This window comes from Variovorax rhizosphaerae, from assembly GCF_037889975.1.
Taxonomy (GTDB): domain Bacteria; phylum Pseudomonadota; class Gammaproteobacteria; order Burkholderiales; family Burkholderiaceae_C; genus Variovorax; species Variovorax rhizosphaerae.
Map to the genome: position 1 here is coordinate 209,281 of NZ_JBBKZT010000010.1, position 16,080 is coordinate 225,360.

The window sequence follows — 16,080 nt, forward strand, 5'->3', positions numbered from 1 at the left end:
GTGCTTTCACCCCGACGATGAATCCGTTGCGAAGCCGCGCCAATCAAGTCCAGACCCGCAAGGGCGACGCCTCCGCGCCCGCGCCGCTCGACGCGACGGCGCCCCCGCCCCCTCCCGGCGACTACGCCGCCTTCCTGGCCGCCACGCTGCCTCTGCAGGCCACCGGCGTGGCGCGGCACCGCTTCGGCACGCAGCGCGTGTGGCTGAAGAAGGCCGGCCCGCGCCATGCGATGTGGCGCTACCACCTGCTGGCCGCCGTGGCGAAGGCGTTCCGGCTCGACGTGCTGACGCCCGTGCCCAACCCCGGAGGCGAGGCGGCGATCGAAATCGAGGCGCGCCGCCTCGGTTCACTTGGCGAACTGGGCTTGCGCGTGCCCGCGGTGCTGGCGCTGCAAGCCGACGGCGTGCTGATCTCCGACCTCGGCGAGGGCAACCAGGCGCCGATCGTGCTGAACGAGCGGCTCGACCAGGCCGCTGCCGTGGGCCCCGTCGCGCTGCTCAACGTCTGGCGCGAGGGACTCGACGCGATCGCGCTGGTGCATGCGCGCGGCGCCTACCTGAGCCAGGCCTTCGCCCGCAACCTGATGCACTGCCCCGACGGCACCATCGGCTACATCGATTTCGAGGATGACCCCGGCGCAACACTGGGGCTGGCCGAATGCCAGGTGCGCGACTGGCTCAGCTACCTCCACTCCACCGCCGCGCTGCTGCACGCGGCCTCTCCGCACGGCGCCGGCGGACAGTGGCATGCCGTGCTGGCGGACGCGAGCGACGAGGTGCGTGAACGCCTTGCCATCGCTGCCCAACGCATGCGCTGGCTGCGGCATCTGCCCGCCGACCGGCGCTGGGGCCGCGACACCCAGCGTGTTCGCGCCGTCGCCCGTCTGATGGCAAAGTGGTATTCACCCAACTTCGACCCGTCGGGCACGCTGTCGGCGCCATTGTCAAAACGGTAGCGCCGCGTACAGCGCCACCTACGACACCTACGACACCTCGACGCCCAGGGTGGCCAGGCGCTTGCGCAACGCCAGCACCAGCCGGTCCTTGCTGCGCAGTGGCGCACGATGCGCCACCGCCAGGTCAATGAACATCTGGTCGTCCGGATCCTTGCAGACCACGGTGGCACGCGGCGCAGGTTCCACGCGCCGCGAGAGCCGGTCGAAGTCCGCCAGCACGGCCTCCGGCGTGCGTTGATACCAAGCCAGCCGCGGAACGATCTGCGGATACCCCAGCACACGCGCCAGTTCGTCACGCATCGCGACCGTGGCCAGCCAGCGCAGTTCACCCGCCTCCAGCGCGGCCTGCAATCCGGCGCAAGCCGGGTCATTGAAGACCAGCAGGTCCAGCGCGATGTTGGTGTCCAGGACGATGGTCATTGGCTCGAGATCAGTAGCAGGCAAGAGAAACGGTATGACGAAGGTTCAACTTTCTGCATTTCTCTCGCGTCCTTCGCGCTTCGCGACCGTTGCGTACGGTCAACTTCGAACTCGACAGGGCCACCTGCAAGGCAGCCTCAGATCCTTCAAGAGTGACGTAGAACCCATGAAAACTCTTGCGTTCCTTTTGCGACCCTGCGTTCGACGCCCGCTCCCGCACTTCGACTCACGCAACAGGCTTCGCCCGAGCCGACCCCGCCACCATGTCGAACCGGAACAGCCGGCACTCGATCGGCCCGTTCCACATCGGCACGCGGCGCGATTCCTTCAGCCGCATGCGTTGCGGCAGCTTGAGGTCGGGCGTCAGCACCCAGGCGGTCCAGCCGGCGTAGTTCTTCTTCCAGTGCGTGGCAAGTTGCGAGAAGAACTCGCCGCCATCTTCCGTGGCCGCCTGCTCGCGTGCGCCGATGCGCGCCACGCCGCCGACCTCGATGCGCTCCCCATACGGCGGGTTGAGCACGATCACGCCGCCACCCGCCGGCGGCATGCGCTGCAAGGCATCCCCGCCACGAAACTCGACCGCGTCCGCCACACCAGCTCGCTCCGCATTGCGCTCGGCAAAGTCCACCATCCGGTGCGACACATCGCTGCCGTACACCGTCACGCCATCCACTGCCCCCGGCGCAGCCACCTGTTCCTTGACCGCATTCCACACATGCGCCTGGAACGGCAACAACTTCTCGAACCCGAAGCGCCGCAACGACCCCGCCGGAATGCCGCGCGCGATCTGCGCCGCCTCGATCGCGATGGTCCCGCTGCCGCAACACGGGTCATAGAGCGCCGCATCGGACACCGCCCCCGTCTCCGGATTCCACCATCCACTCGCAGCCAGCATCGCAGCAGCCAGCGTTTCCTTCAGCGGTGCGTCCCCCTTGTCCTGCCGCCAGCCGCGCTTGAACAGGGGCTCCCCGCTGGTGTCGATGTAGAGCGTGCAGGCGTCGGTGGTCAGGTGGGCGAACACGCGCACGTCGGGCCATTGCGTCTCGATGCTCGGCCGCACGCCGTTCGCCTTCGCGCGGAAGCGATCGGCGATCGCGTCCTTGATGCGCAGCGTCGCAAAGTTCAGGCTCTGCAGCGGACTGTGCTGCGCCGTCGTCTCGATCTTGAAGGTCTGCTTCGGCGTGAACCAGATCTCCCAGGCCACGCCGCTGGCGATGCCGTAGAGATCGTTCTCGTTGCCGTAGGGCGCGTGGGCCAACTCCACCAGCACGCGCTGCGCGAGGCGGCTGTGCAGGTTGAGCAGCATCGCGTCGCGCCAGGCGGCACGCACGCGCACGCCGCCGCGCAGGGTGAGCAGGTCCTGGCCGACGCGGCCGGTCAGCGCATGCACCTCCTGCGCCAGGAAGTCTTCCACGCCGGCGGCGCAGGGCAGGAATAGGGATAGGTCGTTCACCCTCCGATTGTCGCCCCCGCCGCAAGTCAGACAGAAGGTGTACCGCGCTTGGTGATCCGGGATCGCCCGGCCCCGGGGGCTCTCGAGTCGATGCGGCTTTGCCATCTCGACTCGATCCCCCGCCGGGGCGGGCTGGGCTTGGCCCGGCCCTGGGGGCTCTATAGTCGTCCCTTTCATGAGTTCCACGTCCGCGCCCGACAACGCCGCGCCCGCCGCTTCACGCTTCGCCGTCCAGTGCGAGGTGCTGCGGCTCAGCGCGCAGCCCACCGCCCCCACGCTGATCGTGCAGTTGCTGCTGGACTGCGGCGTGGCCCTGCTGTTCGCCTGGCAATACGCGCGGGCGCCCGCGCTGATGTGGCTGGCGCTGGTCGCCTTCACGACGGGAATGCGCGGCTTCTTCCCGCAGCATCCTCCGGACCCGCTCACGCCGGAGAACCTGCCGGGCGCGCTGCGGGCCCACACCTTGCGCATCGCGATGCACGAGGCCGCGCACGGCGCCGCCGGCGTGCTGCTGTTCAACCCGGACGAGCCGGTGGAGCAGCTTCTGCTGGCCACCGTCATCATGGCCATGACGCTGTCTTCGGCGTTCTCGGTGTCGTTCTACACGCCGGCGATGCGCCTGGCCATCACGTTGCTGCTTTTGCCCATCATCGTGATGGGTCTGGTGTTCGGCTCCCCGGTGATGCGGACGGCGGCGCTGCTTGGCGTCGGCTTGATGGTGATGGTGTGGAAGCTGGTCACGGACCGCTCGCGTCATCTGGAAGAGAACATCCGGCGCCGCCACGAGGAGAGCGCACTTCGCGTGCAAGCCCAGACCGGCCTGCGCGAATCGGAGCAGGCACAAGCCGAACGGCTGCGCTTCTTCTCGGCGGCCAATCACGACCTGCGCCAACCCGTGATGGCGATCGGCCTGCAGGCCGAAGTGCTGCGCCAGCAACTCGACGCCCACACGCCCACGCACCTTGTGCAGCAGACCGTGATCGCGCTCTCGCAAGCCCAGCAGGCGCTGGAAGGCTTGACCAACCAGCTCCTCGAGATCGGCCGCATCGAGGCCGCCGCTGACCCGCTGAAGCCCGGCCCGGTCGCGCTGGGGCCGATGCTGCGCGAACTGGCCCGCCACTCCACGCGCGTGCGGGTGCGCTGCCCCGCCAGCGCGCTGGCCTGGACCGATGCCGTGGCGCTGCGCCGCGTGCTCGGCAACCTGACCGACAACGCGCTCAAGTTTGCGCCGCAAGGCCGCGTGCTGCTGGCGGTGCGGCGCGGCCACACCGGCGCGACGTGGCGCGTGGAGGTGCGCGACAACGGCATCGGCATTGCGCCGGACATGCAGCAGCGCGTGTTCGGCGACTTCGAGCAGATCGGCAACGTGGAGCGCAACCTGCAGCGCGGGCACGGGCTGGGCCTGGCCATCGTGCGCCGACTGGCCGATCGTCTGGGCTTCCAGGTCACGCTACGCTCGGCGCCGGGGCGTGGCTCGGTGTTCGGCTTCGAACTGGAGGCGGCGCCAGCCGACCTGGTGCTGCCGGAAAGCACCGGCGCCGAATCGAACGCCGTCCACGTGCAGCCGCTGCGCCCCGGCCTGGCCGTGCTGGTGGTGGAGGACAACACCGTGGTCGCCGACAGCATCGCCGCGCTGCTGCGCCACTGGCTCGCGGAACCGCGCGTGTATGCCAATGCATCGGAAGCGCTGGCGCTGGCGGACTTGGATTCGATCGACGTGGCACTGTGCGACATCCGGCTGCCAGGCGACCTGGACGGCGTCGCACTTGCGGACCTGCTGCAGAACCAGCGGCCGGACCTGACGATCGCGCTGGTGTCGGCGGACATCGAGCCGGTGACGCAGCGGATGGCAAGGCAGCGGGGGTGGCATGCGTTGCGGAAACCGGTGCAGGCGGCGGAACTTCGGGCGGTGTTGGCGGCTGCACAGGCGGGAGTTCACCCTTGACTCCCATGCAATGGCAATGTGCATGCGAACTCCTGACACCCGCTCCTGAGGGGCCACAGGATTGACGGCCCAAGGGGCGCCGCCGACCGTCCATTTGCGTTAGGTCGACCGCCTCGACTGACTTCAGGCAGGCAACCGCATCCGCCAAGCCGGTCGGGCGCCAACGCCAACGCCAACGCCAGCACCCGTACCGGCGCCAGCGCCAGCGAGTCCTACAGCGCCTTGCGCAAATTCGCAGGCGCAATCCGCAGCGCCTCGCGGTACTTCGCCACCGTTCGGCGCGCGCACTCGATCCCCTGCTCCTTCAGCATGTCCGAGATCTGGCTGTCCGACAGCGGCTTCTTGATGTTCTCGCTGGTCACGAACTGCTTGATCAGCGCCCGCACCGCCGTGCTCGATGCGTTGCCGCCCGTCTCCGTGCCCAAGGCCGAGCCAAAGAAGTACTTGAGCTCCACCGTGCCGTAGGGCGTCGCCATGTACTTGGCGGTCGTCACGCGGCTGATGGTCGATTCATGCAGGCCGAGTTCGTCGGCGATCTCGCGCAGCACCAGCGGACGCATCGCCAGTTCGCCGTGCACGAAGAAGTTCTTCTGCCGCTCGACGATGGCATTGCTCACGCGCAGGATGGTGTCGAAGCGCTGCTGGATGTTCTTGATGAACCAGCGCGCCTCCTGCAGCCGCTGCGACAGCGCCTGGCTGCCCTCGCCCTTGTGCGCCTTCAGCGCGCCGGCATAGATGTCGTGCACGCGCAGGCGCGGCATCACGTCCGGGTTGAGCATCACGCGGAACTTGAGCGAGGCGCCACGGCCGGTGCGGGTGACGATCACGTCCGGCACGACCACGTTGCGCTCGACGTCGACAAAACGCCGGCCCGGCTTGGGCTCCAGCCGCGCGATGAGCTGCATCGCGCCGCGCACCAGGTCTTCGTTGCTCTTGGTCAGCGTGGCCAGGCGCTTGAAGTCGCGGCGGGCCAGCAGCTCCATCGGCAGCTTGCAGATGGCGATGGCGACCTTGCGCACTTGCGCCTCGTCCTCGCATTCATCTTCATCGGCCAGGGCACGCAGCTGGATCGCCAGGCATTCGCCCAGGTCGCGCGCACCCACGCCGACCGGCTCCAGGCTTTGCAGCAGGCCCAACGCCATCTGGAAGCGATGCACCAGTTCGTCGAATTCGTCGTTGTCGTTGCCGGCCAGGCCGGAGGCCAGCGCGGGCAGCGAGTCCTCCAGGTAGCCGTCGTCGTTGAGCGACTCGATCAGGAAGCTCAGCGCGGCGCGGTCGGTTTCGTCCAGGCGCAGGCCCAGCGCCTGTCGGTGCAGGAAGGCCTGCAGCGACTCCTGGCTGCGCGCCAGCTCGGTGGCGTCGGCGCGCTCGTCACCGCCGAGGTTGTTGGCACGCGCGGGGGCGTCGCCGCCCCATTCGCTGTCGTCGGGCACCATGTCGACGGTGCCGTCGCCACCCCAGTCGGGCTCGCCGTCGGAGACGCCGTCGGCGGCCGCATCAGCAGTGGCTGAATCCGCGTCGTTCGATACCGTGGCCGCTGCGGTCGCCGGGCCGTCCGCCCCATTGGCGGCAGGCGGGGTGGCGAAATCGTCGTCACGCGGCGGTGGCGCGTCGGCGGTCTCGAGACCGAACTCTTCCCGCACGGCCTCCTCCGCGGTGCGCTCGAGGAACGGGTTGTCGTCGAGCATCTGCTCGACTTCCTGGCTCAGTTCCAGCGTCGACAGTTGCAGCAGCCGGATCGACTGCTGCAATTGGGGCGTCAGTGCCAGGTGCTGCGATACGCGCAGCGACAGGCCTTGCTTCATGCCGAGGCCCCTACATTCTGAAATGCTCGCCGAGGTACACCCTGCGTACCTCCGCGTTGTCGACGATCTCCGAAGGCGTGCCTTGTGCCAGCACTTGCCCGTCGCTGATGATGAAAGCGTGATCGCAGATGCCCAGCGTCTCCCGCACGTTGTGGTCCGTGATGAGCACGCCGATGCCGCGCCCCTTCAGGAAGCTGATGATCCGCTGGATCTCGATCACCGCGATCGGGTCGATCCCCGCGAAGGGCTCGTCCAGCAGGATGAAGCGCGGCTGCGTCGCCAGCGCCCGCGCGATTTCCACGCGCCTGCGCTCGCCGCCCGACAGTGACAGTGCCGGGGAATCACGCAGATGTTCGACGCGCAAGTCGGTCAGCAGCTCGCTCAGGCGCTCCTCGATCCGGGCCTTGCCCAGTGGCACGCGCTTTCCGCCTGGATTGGTTTCGAATTGCAGTTCGAGCACGGCGCGGACGTTCTGCTCGACCGTGAGCTTGCGGAAGATCGAGGCCTCCTGCGGCAGGTACGACAGGCCCATGCGCGCGCGGCGGTGGATCGGCATGTGCGCGATCGGCTCGCCGTCGATGGTGATGTCGCCGGCATCGGCCCGGACCAGTCCCACGATCATGTAGAACGATGTAGTCTTGCCGGCGCCGTTGGGGCCGAGCAGCCCGACCACTTCGCCCTTCTGCACGCCGAGCGACACATCCTTCACCACCATGCGGCTGCCATAGGACTTCTGCAGGCCGCGCGCTTCCAGGCGGCTGCCGTTGCCAGTGACCGCCGCGACGGAGCGCCCGCCGGCCCCGAGCGAAGTCTCGCCGCCGCCGTCGATCATGGCGTTGTCGTTGCGCATCACGGACGCGCTTCCCCACCGAGCGTGGTGGTGGAGCGCAGGCCGGCGCCCGGGGCCGGCGCTGGCGGCGGAGGCACGGACCCAGCCCTGGGACTGCCCGGCAACGCATTGGTCGGCGGCCGCGGCGTGAGCACGGCGCGCACACGCGCGCCTTGCGAGCCGGACGACACGGCCGCGTCGGGCGGCACGGTGGAGCCGTTGACGGTGAAGGTGTCGTTGCTCTGGTCGTAGACGATCAGCGGGCCGCTGCTTTCGTCGTTGACCTTGCTGCCGATGAGGCGCCGCATCACGGCATGGCCGATGAACTTGACGTTGTCGGCGCGGCTGTCGTATTCGATGCGGTCGGATTCGCCCTCGATCCACTCGTCGCCGCCGGGTGCGTCGCGCTTCTGCTTGTAGTAGGCCAGCTTGCCGGGCGCGGCGGTGACCACGCCGTACTGGTAGCCCTCGGGGTCCTGCCGCACGTCGATGCGCGCGCCGCGAATGATGATGGTGCCCTTGGTGACGACCACGGCGCCGGTGAACACGGTGGTCTGCTTCAGGTCGTCGTAGCGCATCGAGTCGGACTCGATGTTCATGGGCTTGGCGCGGTCGGCTTTTTCAGCGTGCGCAAGCGGCGCGCCCGCCATGGCCGCCAGCGTGAGCAGACCCAGGGTTGCCTTGCGTGCGGAATGGAGCGGAGTGAGGAGGATGGAGCGCGTGGTCATAAAGGCACGGAACTTGCTGCGCCCATTGTATGCGGCAGCCTGACGCGACCTTGACGAAAGGCCCAGTGTCAGAGGTCGATATTTCTGTCGGATGACTTTCGCCCAGAGGCTGGGGCTCAGCCCTTGCGTGCTTCGGCGACCAGGTAGTCGGTGATCTGCAGCACTCGCGCCATGTTGCCGGCCAGTTCGCCATCCACATACCAGCGCCCGGCCACGCCGAAAGCGGGGACGCCGGTGACCTGGTACTCGTTCTGCAACTGGGTGGCGCGCTTGACCTTGCCTGCGACCGAGAAGGACTTGAACATCTCGGCGAATTTCTTGGCGTCGAGTTCCGGCTGCTTGGCGACCCAGGCCAGGATGGCGTCGTCACCCATGACGGGCTGGCGCTGGCGGTGGAGGGCGTCGAAGATCTTCATCTGCATCTCGTCGACCTTGCCCATGGCTTCGAGCGTGTAGTACAGGCGCTGCTTGCTCTCGACGTCGTTGCCGACGAAAGCCACCGGCACACGCCGGAAAGCGACCTGCGGCGGCAGTTTCTTGACCCACTTCTCAAGATCGGGCTCGAACTGCGCGCAGTGCGGGCAGTTGTAGGAAAAGAACTCGACCACCTCGACCTTGCCGGCCGGCGAATCCACAGGCGCGGGCTTGCCGAGCTTGATGTAGTCCTTGCCAGCCGCAAACATGGGGGCCTGCGCATGCGAAGGGCTTGCGAGGGGAAGCAGCCCGAGCGAAGTGGCTGCCAGCGAAAAATCACGACGATTCATTGAACAAATTCTCCAGTGCGGCTGACAGAGCTTGCCATGCAACGCGAAGTTCCTCGCGATCCGGCCTTGCCCATTCTCCCTGCAAGTTTCAATCAGTTTCCGACACTGCGCTCTACCCCGCATGGCCTGGCCTTTTGTGGAACACCGCGGAACGGGCCTTGCGGGGCCACTGGGGTGCTTCCTGTGAGGACGGGTGGGGCGCACGCAGTGCGCGGAGCCTGGTCGGCGGTTTACTTTTGAACCCGGACCAGGGCGGTGTCGAGGCCGCCGCTGTCGAGTCGATCCTTCAGGCGGTCGGCATCGTCCTTCTTGCCGAACGGGCCGGCGCGCACACGGTAGACCGTGCGTCCGGCCTGCTCGCGCTCGGTGACCTTGGTCTCGACACCCATCAGCGACAGCTTGGCGCGTTGCGCTTCGGCGTCTTCGGTCGAGCGGTAGGCGCCGGCCTGCACGAAGTACATGAAGGGGTCCGCGCCGGAAGAAGGCGCTGCGGCCGCAACCTGCGTGCCGCCGGTCCGCGAACGGGCCAGGTCGCCGATCGGGTCGCTGGAGGAAGGCGGCAGGGCGTTGGCTTCAGCCGGCGTCACCGGCTTGGTGGCGGGCTTGGCGGGTGCAACCACCACAGGCACGGGCGGGGCGCTCGGAGGATTGAGCGGCCCCACCGTGGCAGGCTGGGACGCTGTCGCGGGCGCCACGGCGACCGGTGCCGCCGCCGGTGGCTTGGCACCGGCCTTGCCGGCCAGCGGCGCGTTCGGGTCCCAGTCGCGGTTCTTGCGGGCCTCGGCCTCGTCCTGCTCGGCGCCGCCGCGCTGCGTCTTGCTCATGAACGGGATCGGCACCTTGGTCACATAGACCGCGATGCCCAGGGCCACGCCCAGCCCGATGACAAGGCCGATGATCAGGCCGATAACCACGTTGCCGCTTTGTCGTTTTTTCATGAATGTCACATTTTTTCCGGCGCGCTGACGCCGAGCACCGCGAGGCCATTGTGCAGCACCTGCGCACACGCCGCGACCAGCGCCAGTCGGGCGTTCTTCAGCGTTTCATCGTCCACCAGCACGCGCTCGGCATCGTAGTAGCTGTGCAGGTTGGCGGCCAGTTCACGGAGGTAAAAGGTGACATCGTGAGGGGCAAAATCGCGCGCCGCCGCCGTGAGCATCTCGGGGTATTTGGCCAGTTGCAGCATCAGCGTTTGCGCCTGCGGCACCTGCAGCGGCGACAGGTCGACGCCTTGCAGCGAGGCCACATCGCCGCCCCAGTCGCGCAGCATCTTGCGGATGCGGGCATGGGCATATTGCACGTAGTAGACGGGGTTGTCGTTGTTCTGGGAGAGGGCCAGGTCGATGTCGAAGGTGTATTCGGTATCGGGCTTGCGGCTCAGCAGGAAGAAGCGCACCGCGTCGGTGCTGGTCCATTCGATCAGGTCGCGCAGCGTGACGTAGCTGCCGGCGCGCTTGCTGATCTTGACCTCTTCGCCGCCGCGCACGACGCGCACCATCGTGTGGAGGACGTAGTCGGGGAAGCCCTGGGGGATGCCCTCGCCCGCCGCCTGCAGGCCGGCGCGCACGCGGGCGATGGTGCCGTGGTGGTCGGTGCCCTGGATGTTCACGACCTTGTGGAAACCGCGCTCCCACTTGGCGATGTGATAGGCCACGTCGGGCACGAAGTAGGTGTACGTGCCGTCCTTCTTGCGCATGACGCGGTCCTTGTCGTCACCGTAGTCGGTGGACTTGAGCCACAGCGCGCCGTCCTGCTCATAGGTCTTGCCGTTGCCAACCAGGCGGTTCACCGTCGACTCGACGCGTCCGCTGGTGTACAGGCTGGACTCCAGGTAGTAGTGGTCGAACTGCACCTGGAAGGCCTTCAGGTCCAGGTCCTGCTCGCGGCGCAGGTAGGCGACGGCGAATTCGCGGATCGAGTCGATGTCGTCCACGTCGCCGCTTGCGGTGAACTCGCGGTCGTCGGACTTGACGGTCTTCTTCGCGAGGAAATCGGCGGCGATGTCCGCGATGTAGTCGCCGTTGTAGAAGGCCTTGCTGGCCGGGTTGTCGGGGTCGGTCGGCCAGCAGGCGTCGCCGGGCTTGAAGCCCTTGGCGCGCAGCTGTGTGCTGTTGGCCAGCGTCTGGATCTGGACGCCGGCATCGTTGTAATAGAACTCGCGCCAGACCTTGTCGCCCTGGGTGGCGAGCAGGTTGCAGATGGCGTCGCCGAGCGCGGCCTGGCGGCCGTGGCCGACGTGCAGCGGACCGGTCGGGTTGGCCGAGACGAACTCGACCAGCACGCGCTCGTCGTTGGCAGGCTGTTGCCCGAAAGCGGCGCGGTCGCTCAGCACCTCGCGCACGACCTGCTGCTTGGCCGCCAGCTTCAGGCGGATGTTGAGGAAGCCGGGACCGGCGATCTCGACCGCGTCGACCCACTGGGCAAAGGCCGGCGTGGCCATGAGGGCGGCGCTCAGTTGCTCCGCCAGTTCGCGCGGCTTGCGCTGCAGCGGCTTGGTAAGTTGCATGGCGGCGGTGCTGGCGAAATCGCCATGCGCTGCCACCTTGGGCGATTCGAAGATGGCCTTGGCGCTGGCGCCGGGCAGGAAGGATTCGAGCGTGCTCGCGAGTGCTGCGAGCAACTCTTGTTTGACCAATAGCATTTGTGAATTTTACCGGGGCGAATTCCGAGGCCTTGCCGAACGTTCCTCCGGTCATCCTGCGGTCAGTGTCGACCGTTAGGATGGTCGACCCCGGCGCGGGGCAACTGTCACAACCAAACCTGCAAGGACATACACCATCATGAAGAAGCTCCTTTCCCTGGTCGCCTCCACCGTCGCCTTGGGCGCCTGCCTCTCTTTCGGCGTCGCACAGGCGCAAGACAAGGCCGCGGCGCCTGCAGCCGCCGCCCCGGCCGCCGCAGCGGCGGGCGCAAGCTGTGACATGCAGGCGACCGAGAAAAAGCTCGCCGGTGCCGCCAAGAACAGCTTCGTCAAGAAGTGCGAAAAGGACACCAAGGCAGCGGCCACGCCCGCCTGCGCGGCCAAGGCGGTCGACAAGAACGGCAAGGCGCTGGCCGGCGCCGCCAAGAACAGCTTCATGAAGAAGTGCGAGGCTGAAGCGGCCAAGGGATGACCTAGCCCCGTCGAAATGCGCCTGCGACTCCGGGGCGGCTGCCGGAGGCGGCTGCGCTTGCGAACCGTCCAAGCCTGCGCAGGCTTGGTGCCGCGGTCCCCGGCTTTATGAGAGGGCGCGCCCAGAGGCAAAGGTTCTACGGTTTCTGTCCAGCACCCGGGCTGAATCGATGAGTCTCAAAGGTTTCTCAGAGCGCCGGTACGGCGCGTGCTCACGAACAGGCCGCGAAGCCCTCGCCAAGGTACATGCCTGGCGAGGCTTTCTCGTTTCCGGGCGATGCCGCGCCCTACTTCAATACACCAAACAGGTTGTTGAAGTCATCGGTCCAGGCTTGCAGGCCCTCGATGGGCGTCACCGGCACGCTGGCGCGGGTGATCGATTCGCGCGCAAGGCTGGCGGGGTTGCGCGAGACGAGCACCCAGTCGGTGCGGCGCAGTGCGTCGTTGTGCTCGGCTTCGTCGTGGACCAGCACCGCGTGCAGCCCCTGCGCCTTGGCGATCTCGACGACGACGGGGGCCAGTGCGAGGAATCGGTTGGTCACGTGAAAGGCGATCACGCCGTCGGGCTTGACGTGGCGCAGGTAGACCTTCATCGCCTCCTCGGTGATGAGATGGATCGGCACCGAATCGCCCGAGAAGGCATCGACGGCCAGCACGTCGAACTGCTGTGGTTCTTCGCGCTCCAGCGCCAGGCGGGCATCGCCGAGCACGCGTTCGATCTTCGCGGGGCTGTCATGCAGGAAGGTGAATTCGGTGTCCGCCAGTTCGAACACCTGCGGGTTGATTTCGTAGACGCGGTAGACATCGCCCTTCCGGCCATAGACCGCGAGCGTGCCGGCGCCCAGCCCGATCAGCCCGACGCGGCGCGGACCCTGCGGCGCTTCCGCAATCGCCAGCCCGACGCCTGAGGTGGCGCCGTAATAGCTGGTCGGTTCACGGCGCCGAGCCGGCGCCAGGAACTGTTCGCCATGCTTGACCGAGCCGTGGTACATCTGGCGCACGTTGTCCTCGGGCTTTTCGCGTCGCGTGTCGAGCGTGATCAGGGTGCCGTAGAAGTTGCGCGACATCTCGCGCGTGTCGGTGCTTTCGTTGCGCACCTGCAGGGCGAGGAACCAGGCGCAGCAGGCCGCGAGCGCCATGCCACCGGCCCATCCCAGGCGCCGATCGCGCAGCACCGCTGCGCCGGCGAGTGCGCTCAGCACCAGGCCGACGCCCAGTTCGTAGTACGCCGGCAGCACATGCGGGGCGACCAACCCGACGGAGATGCCACCGATGGCGCCACCCAGCGACAGCATCAGGTAGAAGCGCGTGAGGTACTGCGGCGCCGGCCGCATGCGCGCCATCTCACCGTGAAAGAACATGCACAGCACGAACAGGCCGACCACGTAAAGGGGCAGCGCGGTCTTCACGTTGAAGCCGAGGTCCGCCTGCAGCCCGAACGCGCACAGCACCAGCATCACCGCCGTCGCCGGCAGGAAGAAGGCACGGCGATACCAGCGGTCGCTTTCGAAGCACAGCACGAAGGTCAGCAGGTAGACCGACAGCGGCAGCACCCACAGGAAAGGGATGGCCGCGACATTCTGGGTGATGTGGTTGGTGATGGCGAGCAACAGCCAGGAGCCGAGCGCGGGCAGGCCGAGCCAGAGCAGGTAGTCGGCGGCGCCGGGAACCCGCTTCGGAGTGGTTGGCGCGGACGCGGTCTCGGCGACGTTCGCGTTCTGCGCCGTGCCCTGCCTTGCCGCGTACAAGGTCGTGCCGATGCACAGCAGCACGAACGCCGCATAGGCCCACGACCAGCCCTGCGCCTGCCGCAACAGCGAGCTGTGCGGCTCGATCAGCACCGGGTAGCTCAGCAGCGAGGCCAGCGAGGCAAGGTTCGACAGCGAGAAGTAGCGGTAGACCTGCGAACCCCAGGGCGTGCGCGAGAGCCAGGACTGCACCAGCGGCCCGGTGGTCGACAGCAGGAAATACGGCAGGCCGATGGTGCCCAGCAGCAGGCCGAGGATCCACAGCGTCGGATCTTCGGAACCCACGGGCTTCCAGCGCGCGCTGGTCACGATCGGCAGGAAGGCCAGGCTCACGAGCAGCAGCGCGACGTGCAGCCGCGCCTGCGCCTTCACGCCGAGCCGCCGCGTGACCGCATCGGAGTACGCATAGCCCGCCAGCAGCACGACCTGGAAGAACACCATGCAGATCGACCACACCGCGGCCGAGCCGCCGAACCAGGGCAGGATCTGCTTGGCAATCAGGGGCTGGACCAGGAACAGCAGGAAGGCACTGGTGAAGATCGTGCCGGCAAACAGAAGCTTGATGTACCCAGGACTCACGTGTCCTCCTCCCATGTGTTGTTGATTCTTGCGTCTGTGCGCCCGCCGGCCCGCCGCTGCGACGACCTACTTGCCGAAGCCCCGCGCCAGGAACACGGCGAACAGCGGGATGAGCGCGATCAGGTGGGCCTGGATCATCACGAGCTTGCGCGTCTTGCGGACCTCGGCTTCGGCAGGCAGCGCGCCGGTGGCACGCAGCGTCTTGCGCCAGCGGATGTAGGTGATGGTCGGGAAGGCGGAGAGGATACCCACGATGATGAACAGCGTGAGCTTGATGTGCAGCAACGGGTTGGTCCAATACCAGCTCGTACCCTTGACGCCGAGCCAGGTGCGCAGCACGCCGGTCAGCAGCACCAGCACGGCCGCGATGCCGTAGATCATGTCGACGCGCGCCAATCGCTCGACCACGGCCGGATTGAGCCACTCGATGCGACAGAGCGCCGCTTCGCTCGCGATGAAGACCACCATCGTGAGGATGGCCAGCAGATGCAGGTACGCAAGGATGGCTTCGAGGGTCATCCGGCCATTGTGCAAGCAACGTGCCTTGGCGCGCTATCCCGCAAGTAGCTGCTCATGAAATCGCGCCTTTCGCGCCATGGCGGCGTTGCAAATCCTCGCGATACCTGCGGGCATCGCTGCGGTTTGCGCCTTGCCCTGACACGAAATGCATCGATTTCATTCAGCGCAGGCATTTGCGGGACAGCACGCTTTGCTATGCGCGGCGGCCCCAGTACTCCGGCATCTCGTATTGCGCCTTGAGGAAGTCGAGCCACAGCCGCACGCGCAGGGGCAGGTGCTTGCGCTGCGGGAACACCGCGTACACGCCGTTCGGCGGCGCAGCGAAGTCGTCGAGCAACGGGATCAGCAGGCCGGCATCGATCTCGGCCTCGACCTCCCAGTTGCTGCGCCAGGCGATGCCGTGGCCGGCCAGGCACCAGTCGTGAAGAACCTGGCCGTCGGTGCAGTCGAGCGGGCCGCTGGGGCGCAGGTGGATCACCTCGTCGCCGCCTTCCGCGCCGGGCGCCGCCGGCAGGCGAAAGGCCCAGCCGCGGGTTTGCGACGCGTCGCTCGAGAGCGTGAGGCAGGCGAAACGCACCAGGTCCGCAGGGTGCCGCGGCGCGCCATGCCTTCGAATGAATTGGGGTGTGGCGACGCAGCGGCGGCGGTTGTCGGCCAGGCGCAGGCTCACCAGCGAGGAGTCGGGCAGGTCACCCACGCGCACGGCGCAGTCATAGCCTTCGCCGGCCACGTCGATCACGCGGTCGCTGAGGTTCAGGGAGATGCGCACCTCCGGATGCAGCGCATGGAAGCGCGGCACCAGCGGCGCGACATGGCGACGGCCGAAGCCCGCAGGTGCCGTCACACGCAAGTGGCCGCTGGCCTTGACGCCGCCGGCGCTGACGCTGGCCTCGGCATTGGCGAACTCGACCAGCAGGCGCTGGCAGTCCTCGAGGAAGGCGCTGCCTTCGTGCGTGAGCGTGATGCGCCGCGTGGTGCGCACGAACAGCTTGACGCCAAGGCGTTCCTCCAGCGCGTCGATGCGGCGGCCCATGATCGCGGGCGCCACGTTTTCCGCCTTGGCCGCGGCGGTGAGGCTGCCACGGGTGGCGACGGAGACGAAGGATTCGAGTTGCTTGAGACGGTCCATCGCGGGGATTATCCGAACCGCGCGGCCCGCTCGAACGGCCTTTGAGGGTGAGAAGTTTTCGTAGCGAGGGCGCCGAGTTCGCGTCGAGGAGCG

At 67.4% G+C, this 16,080-nt stretch carries 14 protein-coding genes; 3 read left to right on the forward strand and 11 right to left on the reverse strand.

Annotation, left to right across the window (positions count from 1 at the left end):
* The first annotated feature begins 17 nt into the window (after window positions 1-17).
* Window positions 18-956: a BUD32 family EKC/KEOPS complex subunit gene (locus WKW82_RS22265; RefSeq protein WP_340344522.1), complete on the forward strand. Its 939-nt coding sequence runs from the start codon at window positions 18-20 to the stop codon at window positions 954-956.
* Window positions 957-983: 27 nt separating this feature from the next.
* Here the strand turns inward: WKW82_RS22265 and WKW82_RS22270 are convergent, their stop codons facing one another.
* Window positions 984-1,376, reverse strand: a complete 393-nt coding sequence (locus tag WKW82_RS22270) for a putative toxin-antitoxin system toxin component, PIN family (protein ID WP_340344523.1) — start codon at window positions 1,374-1,376, stop codon at window positions 984-986.
* Window positions 1,377-1,602: 226 nt separating this feature from the next.
* The gene (locus WKW82_RS22275; RefSeq protein WP_340344524.1) at window positions 1,603-2,829 is read right to left on the reverse strand and encodes a THUMP domain-containing class I SAM-dependent RNA methyltransferase; all 1,227 of its coding nucleotides are present in this window, start codon (window positions 2,827-2,829) and stop codon (window positions 1,603-1,605) included.
* Between the two features lie 175 nt (window positions 2,830-3,004).
* Here WKW82_RS22275 and WKW82_RS22280 point away from each other — a divergent pair, with 175 nt between their 5' ends.
* On the forward strand, window positions 3,005-4,774 hold the full coding sequence (locus tag WKW82_RS22280; RefSeq protein WP_340344525.1) for an ATP-binding response regulator: 1,770 nt from the start codon (window positions 3,005-3,007) through the stop codon (window positions 4,772-4,774).
* Window positions 4,775-4,986: 212 nt separating this feature from the next.
* Here WKW82_RS22280 and rpoN read toward each other — a convergent pair whose 3' ends face one another.
* The 6 genes from rpoN to argS form a co-directional block, all read right to left on the reverse strand.
* Window positions 4,987-6,579 carry an RNA polymerase factor sigma-54 gene (gene rpoN, locus WKW82_RS22285; RefSeq protein ID WP_340344526.1) on the reverse strand — a complete coding sequence of 531 codons (1,593 nt, stop codon included), beginning with the start codon at window positions 6,577-6,579 and terminating at the stop codon, window positions 4,987-4,989.
* Between the two features lie 10 nt (window positions 6,580-6,589).
* Window positions 6,590-7,411: an LPS export ABC transporter ATP-binding protein gene (lptB, locus tag WKW82_RS22290; RefSeq protein ID WP_422823553.1), complete on the reverse strand. Its 822-nt coding sequence runs from the start codon at window positions 7,409-7,411 to the stop codon at window positions 6,590-6,592.
* Window positions 7,412-7,428: 17 nt separating this feature from the next.
* Window positions 7,429-8,136 (reverse strand): lipopolysaccharide transport periplasmic protein LptA, encoded by a 708-nt coding sequence (gene lptA, locus WKW82_RS22295; RefSeq protein ID WP_422823550.1) that lies wholly within the window; start codon window positions 8,134-8,136, stop codon window positions 7,429-7,431.
* A 116-nt stretch (window positions 8,137-8,252) separates the two neighbouring features.
* A complete protein-coding gene (locus WKW82_RS22300; protein WP_340344528.1) occupies window positions 8,253-8,900 on the reverse strand; it encodes a thiol:disulfide interchange protein DsbA/DsbL in 648 nt (215 codons plus the stop codon).
* A 230-nt stretch (window positions 8,901-9,130) separates the two neighbouring features.
* Entirely contained in the window at window positions 9,131-9,838 is a 708-nt protein-coding gene (locus tag WKW82_RS22305) for an SPOR domain-containing protein (protein WP_340344529.1), read from the reverse strand.
* A gap of 5 nt (window positions 9,839-9,843) precedes the next feature.
* Window positions 9,844-11,541: an arginine--tRNA ligase gene (gene argS / locus WKW82_RS22310; RefSeq protein WP_340344530.1), complete on the reverse strand. Its 1,698-nt coding sequence runs from the start codon at window positions 11,539-11,541 to the stop codon at window positions 9,844-9,846.
* Between the two features lie 139 nt (window positions 11,542-11,680).
* Between argS and WKW82_RS22315 the strand changes: the two genes are divergently transcribed.
* Complete coding sequence (locus WKW82_RS22315; RefSeq protein WP_340344531.1) at window positions 11,681-12,013, forward strand: hypothetical protein; 333 nt, start codon at window positions 11,681-11,683, stop codon at window positions 12,011-12,013.
* 286 nt (window positions 12,014-12,299) lie between these two features.
* Here the strand turns inward: WKW82_RS22315 and WKW82_RS22320 are convergent, their stop codons facing one another.
* From WKW82_RS22320 to WKW82_RS22330, 3 genes are all read right to left on the reverse strand, one after another.
* Complete coding sequence (locus WKW82_RS22320; RefSeq protein ID WP_340344532.1) at window positions 12,300-14,339, reverse strand: fused MFS/spermidine synthase; 2,040 nt, start codon at window positions 14,337-14,339, stop codon at window positions 12,300-12,302.
* 66 nt (window positions 14,340-14,405) lie between these two features.
* Window positions 14,406-14,858 carry a DUF2214 family protein gene (locus WKW82_RS22325; RefSeq protein ID WP_340344533.1) on the reverse strand — a complete coding sequence of 151 codons (453 nt, stop codon included), beginning with the start codon at window positions 14,856-14,858 and terminating at the stop codon, window positions 14,406-14,408.
* A 193-nt stretch (window positions 14,859-15,051) separates the two neighbouring features.
* A complete protein-coding gene (locus tag WKW82_RS22330) occupies window positions 15,052-15,987 on the reverse strand; it encodes a LysR family transcriptional regulator (RefSeq protein ID WP_340344534.1) in 936 nt (311 codons plus the stop codon).
* Window positions 15,988-16,080 lie beyond the last annotated feature (93 nt).